This window comes from Streptomyces sp. NPDC093600, from assembly GCF_044764755.1.
Classification (GTDB): Bacteria; Actinomycetota; Actinomycetes; order Streptomycetales; family Streptomycetaceae; genus Streptomyces.
The window spans coordinates 79,985-96,325 of the sequence record NZ_JBIWIU010000009.1; the positions used below are offsets into that span (position 1 = coordinate 79,985).

Sequence of the window (16,341 nt, forward strand, 5' to 3'; positions counted from 1 at the left end):
TTAACGGCACCCCCGGGGCATGGCCAACGCTTACCAGGAGCGTCAGCATGAACCACCGTATCTGGTCCGCCCTGTGGCGAACCCTCGCCCGACTCCTCGCCCCGCCCGCCGCCGCGAGCGCCACCCGTACGACCACCGGCCGGTGCCTGGTCGTCCGTCGTACCGGTCCCCTCCGCGTCCCCGCCCTGCCGCGCGCGGCGACCGGCGCCGACGCCCCCGTCATGGACCCGGGCGGACCCCTCGTGCGGCCGTACCTGCTGGCTCACGAGCAGCGGGCCCGCCGTACCGCCCTCGCCCTGGCGCTGGACGGGGTCGATGTCGGACCCTGGGTGATCCACGGGCGGCTGGTCGGGGCCGGGGGGACCGTCTGATGGGCACTCCTACGTCCGGACTCCGGATCAGCCGGGTCCCCAGCAAGCCCGTACTCCGTGACGCCGACGGCAGCCTCTCCATCCCGCTCTGGCTCCAGCGCGATGGCCAGTTCGACACCGACGTCGCCCTGCGGCTCACGCCCGGCGAGGCCGAGATGCTGCACGCGCAGCTCTGCTTCGCCCTCGACGGCGAGCCGGTGACCACGCCCCGCGCCCAGACCCCGGACTGCCGCAAGACCGCTCTGGGGCCCACGAGCGGATGGAGGCTGTAGCGCCGTAGCGCGCCCTGTACGAGTCCCGGGCCCCGCCCCTCAGCGGCGGAGCCCGGGAGCCGCACCGGCGACGCCTCTCGTCGCGCCGCCCATACACTCCCTCACGGACATCGCCTCACCACGACGGAGACCGGCATGCCTGAACAGCACCTCACCTTCCACATCCTCTACACGCCCGACGGGGGCGGTTACAACGCCTTGGAACCGGTGACCGGCACGACGAGTTGGGGCAAGGACCTCGCCGAGGCCAAGACGATGATCGCCGAGGCCCTTGAGCTCTACCTGGCCGAACTGTCACCTGAGGAGGCCGCGGAGATCGCCGCCCGCCAGGCTGACGCGTGGTCCGGTGATGTCGACGTGACGGTGAGCGCTGCCTGATGCCACCGCTTTCCGCAGATCTCTTCCGATCGGCTCATCAAGGCCTTGGAGCGGTTGGGGTTCACCCGCAGGGCAGACAAGGGGTCGCACACCGTCATGCGGCGCGGAAGCATCGTGTGTGTCGTGCCGCATCGAAATCCGGTTCCACGCGGCACTCTCACGAACGTACTGCGCCAGGCCGGGGTCACCGCGGAGCAGCTCGTCGACGCCATGTGACCGTCAGCCGGACAGGCCGGCCGGCCCGCGCCTGAGGGCCCGTACCCCCGTCGGGGTGCGGGCCCTCACGCGTGCCGATCCCTCACGCGTCCAGCTTCGTGTCCCGGCCCACCTTCTCCCAGGTCTCCACGTCCGACCGCACCTGGTCCAGGTGGCCCAGGATCGTGTCGATCGAGTCGTCGCCCAGTGCGAGGCGCAGCGGAGTCCTCTCCGCGTTCAGGGCCGACAGGACCGCCTTCGCCGCCTTCGCCGGGTCTCCGGCCTGTGTGCCGCCGCCGGACTCCACGTAGCGGCGGGTCGCGCCGACCGTGGCCGCGTAGTCCGGGATGCCGTCCCCGCTCATCGTGTGGTTGCCGAACAGGCTCGTGCGGAAGGCGCCCGGCTCCACGATCAGCACGTCGATGCCCAGCGGGCGCACCTCGTCGGCCAGCGCCTCCGACATGCCCTCCAGGGCGAACTTCGTGGCGCTGTAGGCGCCGAACCCGGCCATCGACATCTGTCCGCCGACGCTGCTGAGCTGCACGATCGCGCCCGAGCGGCGGGCCCGCATGTGGGGGAGGACCGCGCGGGTCAGGGCCCACGGGCCGAAGACGTGCAGGTCGAAGAGGGAGCGCAGCTCGGCGTCGCCGGTCTCCTCGACCGAACCGACGTGCGTGCGCCCGGCGTTGTTCACCAGGACGTCGATCCGGCCGTGCCGCTCGGCGACCTCCCGCACCACCCTGTCGATCGCCGCGCCGTCCGTGACGTCCAGGGTGACCGCGTCGACCTGGTCGGGGTGGGCGGCGACCAGGTCGTCCAGCGTCTCGACGCGGCGGGCGGCGGCGACGACGACGTCGCCGGCGTCGATCGCCACCTCGGCGAAGGCGCGCCCGAAGCCGCTGTTGGCGCCCGTGATCAGCCAGACCCTGCTCATGTCCGTACTCCCTCGTTCGTTCTCTCGATGGCTCAACCAGCTTGCACCGCAAAGGCGTTGTGCGTCCAAGACCTGTCGTGATAGCCCATGGTCATGACCATGGACGTGCACGGGCGCGAGCTGCGGTACTTCGTCGCCGTCGCCGAGGAGCTCCACTTCACCCGGGCCGCCGACCGGCTGTTCGTCTCCCAGCCGGCGGTGAGCAAGCAGATCCGGGTCCTGGAGCGGCAGCTCGGCGCGCCGCTCTTCGACCGCGACCGGCACGGCGTGCGGCTCACCGCCGTCGGTACGGCCCTGCTGCCGCACGCCCGCGCGGTGCTCGCCGCCTGGGACGAGGCGTGGGCGGCGGCCCGGCGCGCCGGGGAGGCCGCGAGCGCCACGCTCGTCGTCGGGATGAGCACCAGCCCCGGCCGGGGCGGGCTGCTGCCCGCCATCCGCTCCCGCTTCACCGAGCTGCGCCCCGACGCCCGGCTGAAACTGCGCCAGGTGGGCTGGGAGGACCCGACCGCCGGCCTCGCCGACGGAACGAGCGACGTGGCCTTCGTCTGGCTGCCGCTCGCCGCTCCCGAACGGTTCCGCTGGATCGTGGTGGCGACCGAGCCACGCCTTGTGGCCCTGCCCGAGACGCACCCGCTCGCCGGCCGGGCGAGCGTCGACTTCACCGAGCTGCTCGACGAACCCTTCCTCGCCCTGCCGGCGAGCACACCCGAACTGCGCGACCACTGGCTGGCCATCGACGCCCGGGACGGCCGCCCTCCGGTCGTCGGGGGCGAGATCGCCAGTACGGACGAGACGTACGAGGGGCTCGTCGACGGCCTCGGCATCTGCCTGGTGGCCGCCGGCAACGCGCCCCTGCTCACCCGCGGCGGCGTCGTCACGCTTCCCGTGCACGGCCTGACCCCGAGCCGCTTCGCCCTCGCCTGGCGCGCGGACGACCCCAGCCCGCTCGTCCGCGACTACGCCCGCGCCGCCGCGCTCGGCGCCAACGGCGGGGCGGGCGGCACCGGCACGGTCGGTCACCGGTCGCCGACGGCCGCCGCGCAGTCGTACGCCTCGGCGCCTGACGGTCAGCGGCGGTAGTACTCGCCCGGCTCCCCGTCGGTCATCGGGTAGAGGAGCAGCCGCTCCCGGCCCTTCCAGCGGTCCACCGCCACGTATCCGGACAGGCCGGTCCGCTCGCAGTCGCGGTCCGAGGAGTCCGGGTCCGAGGTCCCCGGGCCGATGATCAGCGGCGTACCGGCGCCGGCGAGCAGGGACGTGAAGGAGCAGTTGACCGTGTCGGCCGTCGGGTTCCCCTCGTCGTCCAGGCGGGGGAAGCCGCGCTGGATACGGAAGAGGGGGGCGCCGACGGGGCCCTGGGTGACGGTCACCTCGTCGGTGTAGCGGTCGGCGTTCGGCCCGTACACCAGTGGGTCCGGTTCCGACTTCCAGACGCCGACGAACGCCGCCGGGACGACGTCCGTACCGGCCTTCGCCTTGCGGAACGTGGCCTTCGCCGCACCCGAGCTCCACTCCAGGACGTCCGGCGAGCGCAGCGTGAGGGTCTGGTGGGCGGCGGCCGTACAGCGCTGGGCGGGCGCGCTCGTCGTCACGCTGGACTCGCCGAGGACGACCTTGTCCTCGTCGGCGGAGACCAGCCGGGAGCGCCCCATGCACAGCCGCTCCTCGGTGACGTGGACGTAGACGACGCTCTTCGCCCCCGCCGCGCCCTGGGCGATCTCGATCCGGGAGGTCTCCCGGGGGTGGTCGGCCGAGCCCCGCAGCACGCCCTCCCAGGCGCCGAGGAACGCGGCCGGCACGATGCCGGCCGGCCGGGCGGAGACGTCTCCGGTCTCGCCCCGGGCCCGGTTCTTCTGCCCGTCGGCACCGGTGGCCGGGTCCGGCCAGAGGACATACGTGAGGCAGGCCGCCGCGGCGACGGCGAGCGCGGTGGCGCCGGCGACGACCGGACCGGCGCGGCGGCGCGGTGGCTTCGGAGCGGGTACGGGAGTGGGATCGCCCGCGGAGCCGGTACCGGAGGACAGCGCGCCCCCGATCGCAGCCCCTGACCCGGCCCCTGTCCCGGCCGCGCCCGATCCCGCTCCCGTGCCCGTTTCCGCCGACGACTCCGCCGACGTCTCCGTCTCCGTCTCCAGGAGCCGGGCCGCGTGCCGGCCGAGGCGGGCCAGCAGGTCGGCGGGGAGCCAGGGCTCGGTGACCGTGATCGTCTCGGCCAGCTCCGCGGCCGTGGGCCGGGCGGCCGGATCCTTGGCGAGACAGGCCCGTACGAGCCCGGTGAGTTCGGGCGCGATTCCGGTCAGGTCCGGCTCGTCGTGGGCGATGCGGAACATGGTGGCGTGGACGCCGCTGTCCGCCGTACCGAACGGGGCGCGGCCCGTCGCCGCGTAGGCGAGGACCGAGCCGAGCGAGAAGATGTCCGAGGCCGAAGTGAGCTTCTCCCCGCGAACCTGCTCGGGCGACATGAAGCCGGGGGACCCGACCACCGCGCCGGTGCTGGTCAGCCCGCCGTCGGTGACCGTGTCGACGGCGCGCGCGATGCCGAAGTCGATGATCTGCGGGCCGTCGACGGTGAGCAGGACGTTGGAGGGCTTGAGATCGCGGTGGACAAGCCCGGCGGTGTGCACATGGGTGAGCGCCCGGGCGAGCCCTGCCGCCAGCGCCCGTACGCTCGCGGCGGGCAGGGGCCCCGGCTCCTCCCCCACGACCTCCCGCAGCGAGGGCCCGGGGACGTAGCCGATCGCGACCCAGGGCGGTTCGGCCGCCGTGTCCGAGCCGAGCACCGGAGTCGTCCCCGTACCGCCGACCCGCTCCAGGGCCGCGACCTCGCGGGCGAACCGGCGCCGGAACTCCTCCTGCGCGGCGAGTTCCGCGTGCACGACCTTCACCGCGACCGTCCGCCCGCCGGCCGAACGCGCCAGGAACACCCGGCCCATGCCGCCGACCCCCAGACGGCCGAGCAGACGGAACGGGCCGATGCTGACCGGGTCTTCCGCGTTCAATGGCTCCACGTCGAAAGAGGATGCCAGACGGCCCCGGCCGTCTCCCGCCGGTTCTCGCCCCCGCCGTCTCCCGCCGGTCAGTCCTCACCGCAGATCCGCAGGCCCTTCGGCGTGGCGCACGGCAGATGGCCGTGGGTGCGGATGATGTCCTGGCCGCCGCCCCGGCTCATATAGGTGAGGAAGCCGGCGGTCAGCGAGTCGGCCGGCGGCTGCCCCCAGGTGTAGGCGTACTCGATCTCCCGGTACGGGTACGTCGACTCGCCGATCTCGTCCACGTTCGGCACCCGGCCGTCGATGGCGACCCGGTGCAGGCCCTTCAGGCCGCTCGCGGCACGCAGTTCGGTGTAGCCGATGGCCCCGGGCAGCCGGGCGACCGTCGACAGCACCTGCTCGGTGCTGTCGAGTTCGCAGCGCAGGACGGGCGCCTCCGGGTCGTCCTGGTTCTCGCAGTCGCGCGAGGAGTTCGCGGGCTCGTTGCGGCCGAGCACCCGGCGCTGGAAGACCTCGCGCGTCCCGGAGTTGGCGTCCCTGCTCACCAGCAGGACCCGCCGGGCGGGGCCGCCGAGCCGGCTCCAGTCGGTGATCTCGCCCCGGTAGAGGCGGCGGACGTCGTCGAGGGAGAGGTTCTCGACCGGCACGTCGTCGTTGAGGACGAGGGTGAAGAGGGAGACGGCGACCATGCTCTCGCGCAGCTGCGGGTAGCCGCCCGGCTTGCGCCCGTCGGAGAGCGCGATGACGGCCGGGGAGCCCTTCCCGCTGCCGGCCCCGGCCGCGGCCAGCTCCCGTATGCCCGCCGTCGAGCCGTGCGCGTCGACGATGACGGTGGCGCCCTCGCACTGCTGCTCGTACTTCTCCGCCAGATCCCGTACGACGGGGGCGAACGCGGTCGATCCGGTGACGGTGAGCGTGCCGCGGGCGCAGCCCATGGGCGGCGGGGTCTCGTCGCGGACGATGATCGCGGCGAGGGTGACCACGCAGGCGGCGAGGACGAGGGCGATGTTGCGGGCCGCGGGGCTGAACGTCGGCGTCCTGTCGTCCACGCTCCGGCTGTGGTTGCGGTGGATGTCGGTCTCCCTGAGCGTGCCGGTGAGCTCGATCTCGTCGAGGGCGACCCGGCCGGAGAGCAGGACGAGCAGCTTGAAGTACTGCTTGCGCCCGAGCGACACCTTGGGCATCAGGACGGCGTTGCCCTCCCTGCGCAGTCCGGGCTCCGCCTCCAGGTGGCGTTTCACCCGCTCGAAGGCCTGGGGGACGGTGGCGACGACGGCCTGCACGGTCTTGTCGTCGAAGGTGACCTTGAGCCCCTCGAACCCGTCGGAACGGTCGTAGTCCGCGTGGCTGATGTCGCGCAGGCCGTCGTTCTCGATCCGGAGCAGGACGAGGGTGGAGCCCTCGGTGCCCCCGACCTCGCCGACCCGCACGGTCAGGTCTCCGACGGTCTGGTCACCGTCGCGAAGGGGTGTGTTGAGCTGCACGCGGTAGCCGAGCCGTCTGCCCCGCTGCATGAAGCGTTCGTACGCGACGACACCCGCCGAGACGAGGACACCGATGAGCGCGGTGACCATGGCGATGACGTTCTCTGCGGTTATCCACTCCATGGCGGTCATCCACTGCATGGCCGCGACGGTACGGACGCTTCCGCGCCCCCAGGGACGGTGTCGCGGGCCGCCACCGGGAATTCTTCCTTCCTTCAGGTGGCGGCGCTTCTGTTGCTGGGGCTGGGGAGCGTGGGTGTAATGGCCACGAGGGGGCCCGTCGGAGAGGAACCCCATGCGTGTCGTCGAAGTGACCGCCTACGGCGGCCCTGAGGTCCTGAGGATCGCCCGCCGGCCGGAGCCGGAGCCCGGCGACGTCCCGGGCCGGGTACGGGTGCGGCTGAAGGCGGCCTCCGTGAACCAGGAGGACCTGAAGATCCGCTCCGGCGCGCGGGCCGACGCCCTCGACGCCCTCGCTCCGCCGTTCGTCCTCGGCTCCGACTTCGCGGGCACCCTCCTCGACCCGGCGCCCGGAATGCCGGCGGGAACCCGCGTGGCCGGGTTCGTGCCCTGGATGGAGACGGGTGGCCATGGCACGTACGCCGAGATCATCCTGGCCGAGCCGGAGTGGCTCGCCCCGATCCCGGACGACGTGGACTACACCGCGGCGGCGTCGCTGCCGCTGTCCTCCGTGACGGCCCGGCAGGCGGTCGACCAGCTGGGGCTCCCCTCGGGCTCGACCGTGCTGATCACGGGTGCGAGCGGAGTGGTGGGGCGGTTCGCGGTGCAGCACGCGGTGGCGGACGGCCTGCGGGTGATCGCTCTCGGCCTCCCGGGCGACGAGTACGAACTCGGTGTGCTCGGCGCCGCGCACGTCATGCCCGTGCCCCGGGGCGCGCCGCCGGCCGTGGTCACGGGCGTGCTCACGTCCCTCCCGGAACGCGTGGACGGCATCTTCGACGCGGCGCTGATCGGCGCCCCGCTGCTGTCGGCGCTGAAGGACGACGGCGTCTTCGTCTCGGCCTCGCAGGAGCGGATGCCCGGTGCCGAGCGGGGCATCTCGGTCTCGGCGGTGCGGGGCAGGCCGGACCAGGCGCGGTTGAAGGAGATGCTGGAGCAGGTGGCGGCCAGGAAGCTGATGACGCGGGTGGCGGACGTCATGCCGATGGAGGAGGCGGCGGAGGCGCACCGCAGGGTGGAGGCGGGCCACCGGCCGGGCCGGCTGGTGCTGCTGATCTGAGGAGAGGGTCCCGGCGCTCCAGGCGTACGCGCAGGCTTCGTTCGGACCACTAACAGCACGGGTACCCACGGGTACTCTGCGCGGCATGATTCGCGACATGACCGCAGAGGGCGGGGACGGTGCCCCAGAGACGGACCATGCCCCTGAGACGGACGACGCCCCTGAGACGGACGATGCGCCCGGGGCGGACGACGCCCGTGAGACGGACGAGCGGCAGACCCCGGCCCGCCTTCGCGCGCTGCCGAGCCGGCTGCTCGCCCTGACCGCCGCGCGGGCGGACCGTCTCGTCAGCGCGGGTCTCGCGGGCGAGGACGCCCGCAAGTGGCACTACGCGGTGCTCGTCTCCCTCGACGAGTTCGGCCCGACCAGTCAGGCCGGCCTGAGCCGCCGTACCGCCATCTACCGCAGCGACCTGGTCGCCGTCATCAACGAACTCGCCGAACGCGGCCACGTCGAGCGCACGCCGGACCCGGAGGACCGCCGCCGCAACGTCGTCACGCTCACCGCGCGGGGCCGGGAGCACCTCGAACGCCTCGACCGGATCCTCGCCGAGGTCCAGGACGAGTTGCTTGAGCCGCTGTCCCGGGCCGAACGCGCCGTGCTGACAGGGCTGTTGGAGCGGATGCTGCACCGCTGAGCACACCCGGCCACGCGTGTCACGGAATCTGGTCTAGACCTTGACAGGTCCAGACCAAAGACGCTTGTCTGGCCTTCCCCCCACGGAAGGACGAGCGCATGCCGCGACGCCTGTTCACTCTCATGGCCGCCCTCTGTGCGGCGATCGGTCTCGCCGTACTCCTCCCCGTCCACGCGGGCGCGGCTCCCGCGTGCGTGGCGGGCTGGAACTCCTCCAGCGTCTACACGGGCGGCATGACCGCCTCGTACAACGGCCGCAACTGGTACGCGAAGTGGTGGACGCAGAACGAACGTCCCGGCACCGCCGACGTCTGGCGTGACGAGGGCGCGTGCGGCGGCGGTGGTACGACGCCGCCTCCGTCCCCCTCCGGATTCGTCGTCAGCGAGGCGCAGTTCAACCAGATGTTCCCGAACCGGAACTCCTTCTACACGTACAGCGGCCTGACGGCGGCACTCAGCGCCTACCCGGGCTTCGCCAACACCGGCGGCGACACCGTGAAGAAGCAGGAGGCCGCGGCCTTCCTCGCCAACGTCAGCCACGAGACGGGCGGCCTGGTCCACATCGTCGAGCAGAACACCGCCAACTACCCCCACTACTGCGACAGCGGCCGGCCCTACGGCTGCCCCGCCGGCCAGGCCGCCTACTACGGCCGGGGCCCGATCCAGCTCTCCTGGAACTTCAACTACAAGGCCGCCGGTGACGCCCTCGGCATCGACCTCCTCAACAACCCCTACCGCGTCGAGCGCGAGGCGGCCGTCGCCTGGAAGACCGGCCTCTGGTACTGGAACACCCAGAACGGCCCCGGCACGATGACCGGCCACAACGCCATGGTCAACGGCGCGGGCTTCGGCCAGACGATCCGCTCGATCAACGGCGCGCTGGAGTGCGACGGCAAGAACCCGGCCCAGGTCCAGAGCCGGGTGACCAAGTACCAGCAGTTCGCCCAGCTCCTGGGCGTCCCGACGGGCTCGAACCTGTACTGCTGAGCCCCACGACCACGCACGCCACTCGGTTCCCGGGCCCTCGGCAGAGGTCCCGGGAACCGCCGTGTTCGTCAGTACGTGTTGACGAAGCCCCACCAACTACCACCGCTCCTCTGGCAGTAGCCCGAGGTCGCGGGAGTGGCGGCGATGTGACGCCGGACGCCGGCGCCGCACTCGGCCTCGCTGCCGTACGACGACAGGCAGCGGTAGCCCGCACGGGGCGTCGGTGAGGTCGGCGGGGGTGGGCAGGACATGATCACGACATCGGTCACCGACGCCTGTCCCGGCGCGGCCGACGCGGGAGCGGCCATAGCGCTCATCGCGAGCAGGGCACCCACCCCCGCGCTCGCGAACAACATGCGAACCATCATGCTGAGGACTCCTCCGTCGCTTGGGCCCCGGCCTTCCGGGGCCCGACGCGGCGCCACTCTGGCCGCCGGACGGGAACGGGCGAAAGCCCCTCACCTGTCCGGGACACGCACGACCGCGTCCCGGACGCCGCTCGCACCTGTCCGGGAAGCCGTCGTCACCTACTGGTGATCCGCCCCGATCTCGTCCAGCGCCCTGGAGAGCCGCTCCAGCACCCGCGCCGTCTCCTCGAACCGCTCCTGGCCGCCGAGGGCGTCCGCGAGGCGGGATGCCAGGGCCGCGTGGCCCGGGGCGAGGCGTTCGACGGCCGCCCGGCCCTCGGGCGTCGGGGTCAGGAGCTTGGCGCGGCGGTGGGCCGGATTGGGCTCGTACGCGGCGAGGCCACGCTCCACGAGGAGGTCCGCGACGCGCTGCACGCTCTGACGCGTGATGCCCATGGTGCGTGCGATGCCGGCGACGGGCTGCGGTTCGCGCAGGACGGCTCCGAGGACCTGCCACCACGCGGCGGTGAGGCCGACCGGGCGGGCCAGCTCCTCGGACACGGCGAGGAACTGGCCGTTCAGGCGGAAGACGCCGAGGGCCGTGCGGGTGAGGGCGTCCCGCTGCGCGCGGTTCATGCGTTGAGCTCTTCGTACGCCGCCGGGTCCGAGTCGTGGAACAGGCGGTACCAGGCGTCCAGCCGGGCGCCCTCGAAGGCGCCCATCCGTCCGAGCACCTCGCGGGCGAAGGCCACCGGCTCGGTCGGTCCCGCCGTGATCAGGTCGCCGGCGCCGTCGGCGCCCTTGTCGGTGACCGCGTCCGCGTCGACGTAGTGCTCGCCGCCCTTGTAACCGGTCGCGGCCAGATAGAACGAGACGGCGCTGGTGTGCGCGCGGTCGTCGAGGAGGCCCTCGCGGGCCAGTCCCGCCGTGGCGCCGCAGATGGCCGCCACGGGGACGCCCGCGTCGAGGAAGCGGCGGGCCGCGGCCGCGAAGGGGGCGAGGTCGTCGCCGGTGTCCCAGAGGTCGCCGCCCGGCAGGATCAGGAGCGCGCTGTCCTCGGGCCGGAGCTCCTCCAGGGCGAGGTCGGGGACGATCCGCATCCCGCCGATGGTGGCGACGGGGTCCGTGGTCGCCCCGACGGTGCGGATCTCGTGTCCCGCCCGGGCGAGCCAGGCGGTGGCGTGGCCGGGCTCCCAGTCGGCGAGGGTGTCGTAGACGGCGAGGTGGACGGTGCGGGCCATGACGGGCTCCTGCTCGTGTGGATGCCGTTCACTTATGACAGAAGGCTGTCATGTCGACAGAATACTGTCAATGGCGAGACGGCCCGGCAACGTGTCGGGTCCCCCCGGGTCTCGGTGGACAAGATGGCCATGGCCGCTCCGACCTGCGCGTACTTACCCTGGCGCCATGACCCCTCATGTCGAACCCGACCCCCAGGCCGGCGCGGCCGTGAAGGCCGCCGACCGTGCGCACGTGTTCCACTCCTGGTCCGCCCAGGGCCTGATCGACCCGCTCGCCGTCGCCGGCGCCGAAGGTTCGTACTTCTGGGACTACGACGGCAACCGCTACCTCGACTTCACCAGCGGCCTCGTCTACACCAACGTCGGGTACCAGCACCCGAAGATCGTCGCCGCCATCCAGGAGCAGGCCGCGAAGCTCACCACCTTCGCGCCCGCCTTCGCCCTCGACGTACGCTCCGAGGCCGCACGCCTCATCGCCGAGCGCACCCCGGGCGACCTGGACAAGATCTTCTTCACCAACGGCGGCGCCGAGGCCGTCGAGAACGCCGCCCGGATGGCCCGCCTGCACACGGGCCGCCCCAAGATCATGAGCGCCTACCGCTCGTACCACGGCGCCACCTCCACCGCGATCAACCTCACCGGCGACCCGCGCCGCTGGGCGTCCGACACCGGCTCGGCGGGCGTCGTGCGCTTCTGGGCGCCGTTCCTCTACCGCTCGCCGTTCTACGCCACCACCGAGGCGCAGGAGTGCGAGCGGGCGCTCGCGCACCTGGAGGACACGATCGCCTTCGAGGGTCCCGCCACCATCGCCGCGATCATCCTGGAGACCGTCCCGGGCACCGCCGGCATCATGACCCCGCCGCCCGGCTACCTCGCCGGCGTCCGCGAGATCTGCGACAGGTACGGGATCGTCCTCGTCCTCGACGAGGTCATGGCCGGTTTCGGCCGTACGGGCAGGTGGTTCGCCGCCGACCACTTCGGCGTCGTGCCCGATCTGCTGACCTTCGCCAAGGGCGTGAACTCCGGTTACGTCCCCCTCGGCGGTGTCGCCATCAGCGCCGAGATCGCCGCGACGTTCGACAAGCGGCCCTACCCGGGCGGGCTCACCTACTCCGGGCACCCGCTGGCCTGCGCCGCCGCCGTCGCCACCATCGAGGTGATGGAGGACGAGAAGGTCGTCGAGCACGCCGCCCACATCGGCGAGGCCGTCCTCGGTCCCGGTCTGCGCGAACTCGCCGAGCGCCACCCGTCGGTCGGCGAGGTGCGCGGCCTGGGCGTGTTCTGGGCGCTCGAACTCGTCAAGGACAAGGAGACCCGCGAGCCGCTCGTGCCGTACAACGCGGCCGGCGAGGCGAACGCCCCGATGGCGGCCTTCGGCGCGGCGGCGAAGAAGAACGGCCTGTGGCCCTTCGTCAACATGAACCGCACCCATGCCGTCCCCGCCTGCAACGTCTCCGAGGCGGAGGTCAAGGAGGGCCTCGCCGCCCTGGACGCGGCGCTGAGCGTGGCCGACGAGTACACGGTGTGACGGCGTAGACCGCCTTCAAGAGGCGCCAGTGGCCGGGGGCCGTCCGGAGTGCGTTCCGGGCGGCCCCTTCGCCGTACCCGGACTCGGCCTAGCGTGTCCCGGTCCCGGTCCCGGTCCCGGATCCGGATCCGCCCCCGGTCAGCGCCGCCGCGATCAAACCGCCCAACCGCCCCGCGATCGCCAGCGGGTCCCGGTGCTGGAGGAACAGCATCGTGAAGATCGGCCCGGTCACCAGGGCGTGGACGACGTGGACGTCCGGGCGGTCCGGGGGTGGCGGAAGCTCGCCACGGGCGACCGCGCGGTCAAGCAGCCGTTCGACACCGGCCAGTTCACCGACGAGGAACCGCTCGCGGAAACGGGCCCCCAGGCTCGTGTCCGGCCTCATGTCCGCCAGCAGCCCCAGCGCCGCGGCGGAGGACGCCGGGCTGCTCATCGTGACCGCGATCTCCTCGACGAGCGCGGTGACGTCGCCGACGAGGCTGCCCGTGTCGGCCGGATCGAGGGGTTCCGCCGCATGGATCGTGGCGGCGAAGACCATCTCCTGCTTGGTGGCGTGGCGCCGGTAGATCGCGGCCTTGCCGACCCCGGCGCGCTCGGCCACCGCGTCCATGGTGAGCCGGGCGTACCCGTCCCTGGCGAGGAGTTCGCGGGTGGCCTGAAGGATCGCCGCGTCCACCCGAGCGTCCCGTGGTCGTCCTGTTCCGGCTGCCATGACCTCATGTTACGGTACCGATAGTTCCGAAACCGTCGGTTTCGAAAGTGGGGGAGCACGGTCATGGTCGTTCTCGCGGGTCGCATCCTGGTCTTTCTCGGCACGCTGCATCTCGTCCTGCTCCTGGCGAGGAGCGCCGGGCGCGTCGACGACTGGTTCGGCGGGGCCATGTGGTTCCTGAAGGGGGAGGCGTTCTTCGAGCCGTCCGGCGCGGCGAGCGCCTTCTGGATCTCGCTGGGCAGCTTCGCCCTGCCCCTGCTGCTCCTCGGGCTTCTGGTCTCGTACCTCGGAAAGACGGGCGTGCCGGTGCCGCGCTCCATCGGCTGGGGGCTCGCGCTGTGGGGTGCCGTCTGCGCGGTGGTGGTCGTACCGACACCGATGCCGCTGGTCCTCGTCCCGGCGGTGATGCTGATCCGCCGGAAGACGGCGGTCGCGAGCCCGAAGGCGGGGTAGCGGGGCGGTCACGGGCCCGAAGGCGCCGGGTGGCGATCCGGCCGGCCTGTCAGCGCTCTGGACTAGGGTGTCCCGAACCGGACGGAGGGGGCCGACCATCATGCCCGCGAGCGGAGCTGTCACCCGCAACACCCTGCGGCAGCAGATCGCGGACGCGCTGCGTGACGAGGTGCTCGCCGGGCGTCTCCAGCCCGGGGAGGAGTTCACCGTCAAGCAGATCGCCGAGCAGTACGGGGTGTCGGCGACGCCGGTACGCGAAGCGCTCGTCGACCTGTCCGCGCAGGGGCTCCTCGACTCCGACCAGCACCGCGGTTTCCGCGTCCACGAGTTCTCCGTCGACGACTACCGCGGGATGGTCGAGGCCCGCATGCTCGTCGTCGACGGCATCTTCCGGCGCCACGCGCCCGCCACGGCACCGCTCACGGCCGCCGTGCCGGACGTGGGGATCGGGGTCGCGCTCGTCTCCGTACGGCGCCGGGGCGAGGCGGCCGCGCGGGCGGCCCGCGCCGGGGACCTGGACATCCTCATCGGCTACGACATCCGCTACTGGCGCGAGCTGGGCCGGCTGGTGTCCGCCAACGACTACATCGCCGACTTCCTCCACCGGCTGCGGATCCAGGCCTGGGTCTTCTCCGTGCCCTATCTGCGCGCCGACCCGGACCTGCGCGGCTGGCTGTGGAGCGGCCACGTGGACCTGGTCGACGCGATCACGCTCGGGGACCCGGAGGCGGCGGTCGCCGTCGTACAGGCGTACAACACGCAGTCGCTGGAGTGGGCGGACCGGCTGGAGCGGCCCGGCGGCGGCCGGGCGGCACGGCGCTGAGCCAGCCGGACCGGGATGGCGGGTTGACCGGGGGCGACGGGGGGCAGGTCACCAGCGGGTGTGCGACGCGGACCGCGCCGACTACCCTGGCCGTCCCTGCAACTGACGGAGAGCGAGCCTCCCTTGGCCTGTGACCTGTGGCTGGTCCCCCTTGTCGACGTGCTGTGCCACAGCCCCGACAATCCCTTCGCCGAAGAGATCGCCGCCTACGACAAGGCCCTCACCGAGTCCGGTCTGCCCACCGTGCCCGTCTTCGCCTACATGCCGGGGCTCTCCGGTGACGTGGCGCCCGTCGCCGGGTTCGACTACGACGCCCTGCACTTCCTGCGCCGCGCGTATCTGCTGCGGATCTGCGGTCTGCCGGTCGAACCGGTCGACGAGCTGGGTGGGGACTACGAACAGCTCCTGGAGATGTTCGAGGCGACCGCTCAGCAGTCCCACCTCGTCTGGCACTACGACCACGCCGGTGCGTACGTCCCCGTGGACTTCCCTGCCCCGCTCTCCAACGACGAGCTCCTGGAGGGTGGCGGCCCGCTCGGGTCCTCGCACGGGCTGCTGCGCGAGCTGGAGTTCGTCGCGCCCGCGATCGGGATCGACCCGGCCAACCCGCCGGCCGCGCCGCTGCCACCGGAGCGGCCGACCGAGCTGGAGGAACCGGCGGGACCCATTCCGTACGACGACAGTCCGTTCGCCCGGGAGCGCCATGTGTGGCTGGGCCTGCACGCGGCGGCGACCCGGAGCCTCGGACAGGGCTCGATGATCATCCTCAGCTGACTCATCCTCGGCTGACCTGCGCCGTGGAGGGCGCGTCTCAACCCTCGCCGCCCTCCACGGCCCGCGCGGCACGTTCAGCGCGGCTCCGGCCGTGGTCGCCCGGCCCGGCGTCGGTCGACGTGGCTCGGGGGCGCGGCCCGGCGTCGGTCAGCGTGGCTCCGGTGGGCGCTGCCTCGGCATGTTCGGGCGGGTGCCCGGCGGCAGCGGGAAGCGGGCCGGCGGCTGGCCGGCCTCCTGGCGGGGCGCGGGGGTGGCCACCGACTGGAGGGCCAGCGGCGACGGGCCGGAGCGGAACTCCACCATCCAGTCCGCGGTCTCCACCCGTACCAGCTCCGTCACGTCCTCCGAGAAGCGCCGCAGCACCCCCAGGCACCGTTCCGCCGCCTCGCTCGCGGTCCCCTCCGTCGGCCCGAGCACCTCGCGGACGCTCTCCGACGCCCAGTCGAACTGCAGCGTCTGCAGTCTGCGCTGCACCGCCTGCGCCGTCGCCACGCTCCTCATCCAGCCGGACGTCAGCCCGAAGTACCGGTCGCACGCCACACAGGCCGCGCCGAGCAGCAGGGACAGGTACCCCCACGCCGCCGCCCCGTCCGCGACCTCCGTCAGGTCGAGCAGCGGCAGCGCGGCGCCCGCGATGACGCCCAGCGCCGTACCGAGCCGCAGCGCCCGCGCGCAGCGGCGCTTCCAGACGCGGTCGGAGAGATACCACTCCGCCGTGCGAAGCGCCTGGGACTCGACCCAGCGGTACAGCTCGTCCAGCCGTTCCGCGGGCTCGCCCCAGTCGCCGAGCGGGAAGGGCGTCCCGGTCAGATCGCGGCGGACCGGCCCCTCGGGCTGCCCCGGCGGCGGCTGCATCTCCGGCTGCTGGCTCACCGGGGGACTCCTCTGTTCAGCTCAGCGCTCGTGTCCTTCTGTGACATGCGGTGCACGTGGTGCCTGCCCTTCCTACCGCCGAATGGTGGGCTGTGGGCCCGGA

20 protein-coding genes are annotated in these 16,341 nt (G+C 72.7%); 12 read left to right on the forward strand and 8 right to left on the reverse strand.

Annotated elements, in window-relative coordinates; all coding sequences use genetic code 11:
* The first annotated feature begins 47 nt into the window (after positions 1-47).
* The 4 genes from ACIRB4_RS22165 (at position 48) to ACIRB4_RS22180 (ending at position 1,237) form a co-directional block, all read left to right on the forward strand.
* The gene (locus ACIRB4_RS22165; RefSeq protein ID WP_403293641.1) at positions 48-371 is read left to right on the forward strand and encodes a hypothetical protein; all 324 of its coding nucleotides are present in this window, start codon (positions 48-50) and stop codon (positions 369-371) included.
* Entirely contained in the window at positions 371-643 is a 273-nt protein-coding gene (locus ACIRB4_RS22170; protein ID WP_403293643.1) for a hypothetical protein, read from the forward strand. Before ACIRB4_RS22165 ends, ACIRB4_RS22170 begins: the two co-directional genes overlap by 1 nt.
* Positions 644-778: 135 nt before the next feature.
* Positions 779-1,021, forward strand: coding sequence for a type II toxin-antitoxin system HicB family antitoxin (locus ACIRB4_RS22175; RefSeq protein ID WP_403293645.1), 243 nt, complete (start codon positions 779-781; stop codon positions 1,019-1,021).
* A gap of 36 nt (positions 1,022-1,057) precedes the next feature.
* Positions 1,058-1,237 (forward strand): type II toxin-antitoxin system HicA family toxin, encoded by a 180-nt coding sequence (locus ACIRB4_RS22180; protein ID WP_403294007.1) that lies wholly within the window; start codon positions 1,058-1,060, stop codon positions 1,235-1,237.
* 82 nt (positions 1,238-1,319) lie between these two features.
* Here the strand turns inward: ACIRB4_RS22180 and ACIRB4_RS22185 are convergent, their stop codons facing one another.
* Positions 1,320-2,150: an oxidoreductase gene (locus tag ACIRB4_RS22185; protein ID WP_403293647.1), complete on the reverse strand. Its 831-nt coding sequence runs from the start codon at positions 2,148-2,150 to the stop codon at positions 1,320-1,322.
* A 93-nt stretch (positions 2,151-2,243) separates the two neighbouring features.
* On the opposite strand from ACIRB4_RS22185, the gene ACIRB4_RS22190 reads away from it, so the two are divergent.
* Positions 2,244-3,230 carry a LysR family transcriptional regulator gene (locus ACIRB4_RS22190; RefSeq protein WP_403293649.1) on the forward strand — a complete coding sequence of 329 codons (987 nt, stop codon included), beginning with the start codon at positions 2,244-2,246 and terminating at the stop codon, positions 3,228-3,230.
* Here the strand turns inward: ACIRB4_RS22190 and ACIRB4_RS22195 are convergent.
* Positions 3,218-5,158: a serine/threonine-protein kinase gene (locus ACIRB4_RS22195; protein ID WP_403293651.1), complete on the reverse strand. Its 1,941-nt coding sequence runs from the start codon at positions 5,156-5,158 to the stop codon at positions 3,218-3,220. The genes ACIRB4_RS22190 and ACIRB4_RS22195 overlap by 13 nt on opposite strands.
* A gap of 68 nt (positions 5,159-5,226) precedes the next feature.
* Positions 5,227-6,747, reverse strand: a complete 1,521-nt coding sequence (locus tag ACIRB4_RS22200) for a substrate-binding domain-containing protein (protein ID WP_403294009.1) — start codon at positions 6,745-6,747, stop codon at positions 5,227-5,229.
* Positions 6,748-6,919: 172 nt separating this feature from the next.
* Here ACIRB4_RS22200 and ACIRB4_RS22205 point away from each other — a divergent pair, with 172 nt between their 5' ends.
* The 3 genes from ACIRB4_RS22205 (at position 6,920) to ACIRB4_RS22215 (ending at position 9,487) form a co-directional block, all read left to right on the forward strand.
* A complete protein-coding gene (locus tag ACIRB4_RS22205) occupies positions 6,920-7,864 on the forward strand; it encodes an NADP-dependent oxidoreductase (protein ID WP_403293653.1) in 945 nt (314 codons plus the stop codon).
* 97 nt (positions 7,865-7,961) lie between these two features.
* Complete coding sequence (locus ACIRB4_RS22210; protein ID WP_403293654.1) at positions 7,962-8,501, forward strand: MarR family winged helix-turn-helix transcriptional regulator; 540 nt, start codon at positions 7,962-7,964, stop codon at positions 8,499-8,501.
* A 98-nt stretch (positions 8,502-8,599) separates the two neighbouring features.
* Complete coding sequence (locus tag ACIRB4_RS22215) at positions 8,600-9,487, forward strand: glycoside hydrolase family 19 protein (RefSeq protein WP_403293656.1); 888 nt, start codon at positions 8,600-8,602, stop codon at positions 9,485-9,487.
* A 68-nt stretch (positions 9,488-9,555) separates the two neighbouring features.
* Here the strand turns inward: ACIRB4_RS22215 and ACIRB4_RS22220 are convergent, their stop codons facing one another.
* From ACIRB4_RS22220 to ACIRB4_RS22230, 3 genes are all read right to left on the reverse strand, one after another.
* Positions 9,556-9,843, reverse strand: coding sequence for a hypothetical protein (locus ACIRB4_RS22220; RefSeq protein WP_403293658.1), 288 nt, complete (start codon positions 9,841-9,843; stop codon positions 9,556-9,558).
* A gap of 171 nt (positions 9,844-10,014) precedes the next feature.
* On the reverse strand, positions 10,015-10,470 hold the full coding sequence (locus ACIRB4_RS22225) for a MarR family winged helix-turn-helix transcriptional regulator (RefSeq protein WP_403293660.1): 456 nt from the start codon (positions 10,468-10,470) through the stop codon (positions 10,015-10,017).
* Positions 10,467-11,075 carry a DJ-1/PfpI family protein gene (locus tag ACIRB4_RS22230; protein ID WP_403293662.1) on the reverse strand — a complete coding sequence of 203 codons (609 nt, stop codon included), beginning with the start codon at positions 11,073-11,075 and terminating at the stop codon, positions 10,467-10,469. Before ACIRB4_RS22230 ends, ACIRB4_RS22225 begins: the two co-directional genes overlap by 4 nt.
* A gap of 166 nt (positions 11,076-11,241) precedes the next feature.
* Between ACIRB4_RS22230 and ACIRB4_RS22235 the strand changes: the two genes are divergently transcribed.
* Positions 11,242-12,603: an aspartate aminotransferase family protein gene (locus ACIRB4_RS22235; RefSeq protein ID WP_403293663.1), complete on the forward strand. Its 1,362-nt coding sequence runs from the start codon at positions 11,242-11,244 to the stop codon at positions 12,601-12,603.
* 88 nt (positions 12,604-12,691) lie between these two features.
* Here ACIRB4_RS22235 and ACIRB4_RS22240 read toward each other — a convergent pair whose 3' ends face one another.
* Positions 12,692-13,315, reverse strand: a complete 624-nt coding sequence (locus tag ACIRB4_RS22240) for a TetR/AcrR family transcriptional regulator (RefSeq protein ID WP_403293664.1) — start codon at positions 13,313-13,315, stop codon at positions 12,692-12,694.
* Between the two features lie 63 nt (positions 13,316-13,378).
* Between ACIRB4_RS22240 and ACIRB4_RS22245 the strand changes: the two genes are divergently transcribed.
* The 3 genes from ACIRB4_RS22245 (at position 13,379) to ACIRB4_RS22255 (ending at position 15,365) form a co-directional block, all read left to right on the forward strand.
* The gene (locus ACIRB4_RS22245) at positions 13,379-13,768 is read left to right on the forward strand and encodes a DUF6463 family protein (RefSeq protein WP_403293666.1); all 390 of its coding nucleotides are present in this window, start codon (positions 13,379-13,381) and stop codon (positions 13,766-13,768) included.
* 100 nt (positions 13,769-13,868) lie between these two features.
* Positions 13,869-14,591 carry a GntR family transcriptional regulator gene (locus ACIRB4_RS22250; RefSeq protein WP_403293668.1) on the forward strand — a complete coding sequence of 241 codons (723 nt, stop codon included), beginning with the start codon at positions 13,869-13,871 and terminating at the stop codon, positions 14,589-14,591.
* A 123-nt stretch (positions 14,592-14,714) separates the two neighbouring features.
* A complete protein-coding gene (locus ACIRB4_RS22255; RefSeq protein ID WP_403293670.1) occupies positions 14,715-15,365 on the forward strand; it encodes a hypothetical protein in 651 nt (216 codons plus the stop codon).
* 147 nt (positions 15,366-15,512) lie between these two features.
* Here the strand turns inward: ACIRB4_RS22255 and ACIRB4_RS22260 are convergent, their stop codons facing one another.
* Positions 15,513-16,220 (reverse strand): SLATT domain-containing protein, encoded by a 708-nt coding sequence (locus tag ACIRB4_RS22260; RefSeq protein ID WP_403294011.1) that lies wholly within the window; start codon positions 16,218-16,220, stop codon positions 15,513-15,515.
* Positions 16,221-16,341 lie beyond the last annotated feature (121 nt).

What these genes read in the sequence shown, in the direction of transcription:
- ACIRB4_RS22220 (WP_403293658.1), bottom strand. Translation starts at nt 9,843, where the DNA reads ATGTTGTTCGCGAGCGCGGGGGTGGGTGCCCTGCTCGCGATGAGCGCT.
- ACIRB4_RS22200 (WP_403294009.1), bottom strand. Translation starts at nt 6,747, where the DNA reads ATGGAGTGGATAACCGCAGAGAACGTCATCGCCATGGTCACCGCGCTC.
- ACIRB4_RS22210 (WP_403293654.1), top strand. Translation starts at nt 7,962, where the DNA reads ATGACCGCAGAGGGCGGGGACGGTGCCCCAGAGACGGACCATGCCCCT.
- ACIRB4_RS22175 (WP_403293645.1), top strand. Translation starts at nt 779, where the DNA reads ATGCCTGAACAGCACCTCACCTTCCACATCCTCTACACGCCCGACGGG.
- ACIRB4_RS22250 (WP_403293668.1), top strand. Translation starts at nt 13,869, where the DNA reads ATGCCCGCGAGCGGAGCTGTCACCCGCAACACCCTGCGGCAGCAGATC.
- ACIRB4_RS22235 (WP_403293663.1), top strand. Translation starts at nt 11,242, where the DNA reads ATGACCCCTCATGTCGAACCCGACCCCCAGGCCGGCGCGGCCGTGAAG.
- ACIRB4_RS22185 (WP_403293647.1), bottom strand. Translation starts at nt 2,150, where the DNA reads ATGAGCAGGGTCTGGCTGATCACGGGCGCCAACAGCGGCTTCGGGCGC.
- ACIRB4_RS22215 (WP_403293656.1), top strand. Translation starts at nt 8,600, where the DNA reads ATGCCGCGACGCCTGTTCACTCTCATGGCCGCCCTCTGTGCGGCGATC.
- ACIRB4_RS22205 (WP_403293653.1), top strand. Translation starts at nt 6,920, where the DNA reads ATGCGTGTCGTCGAAGTGACCGCCTACGGCGGCCCTGAGGTCCTGAGG.
- ACIRB4_RS22225 (WP_403293660.1), bottom strand. Translation starts at nt 10,470, where the DNA reads ATGAACCGCGCGCAGCGGGACGCCCTCACCCGCACGGCCCTCGGCGTC.
- ACIRB4_RS22190 (WP_403293649.1), top strand. Translation starts at nt 2,244, where the DNA reads ATGACCATGGACGTGCACGGGCGCGAGCTGCGGTACTTCGTCGCCGTC.
- ACIRB4_RS22260 (WP_403294011.1), bottom strand. Translation starts at nt 16,220, where the DNA reads ATGCAGCCGCCGCCGGGGCAGCCCGAGGGGCCGGTCCGCCGCGATCTG.
- ACIRB4_RS22170 (WP_403293643.1), top strand. Translation starts at nt 371, where the DNA reads ATGGGCACTCCTACGTCCGGACTCCGGATCAGCCGGGTCCCCAGCAAG.
- ACIRB4_RS22245 (WP_403293666.1), top strand. Translation starts at nt 13,379, where the DNA reads ATGGTCGTTCTCGCGGGTCGCATCCTGGTCTTTCTCGGCACGCTGCAT.
- ACIRB4_RS22240 (WP_403293664.1), bottom strand. Translation starts at nt 13,315, where the DNA reads ATGGCAGCCGGAACAGGACGACCACGGGACGCTCGGGTGGACGCGGCG.
- ACIRB4_RS22165 (WP_403293641.1), top strand. Translation starts at nt 48, where the DNA reads ATGAACCACCGTATCTGGTCCGCCCTGTGGCGAACCCTCGCCCGACTC.
- ACIRB4_RS22230 (WP_403293662.1), bottom strand. Translation starts at nt 11,075, where the DNA reads ATGGCCCGCACCGTCCACCTCGCCGTCTACGACACCCTCGCCGACTGG.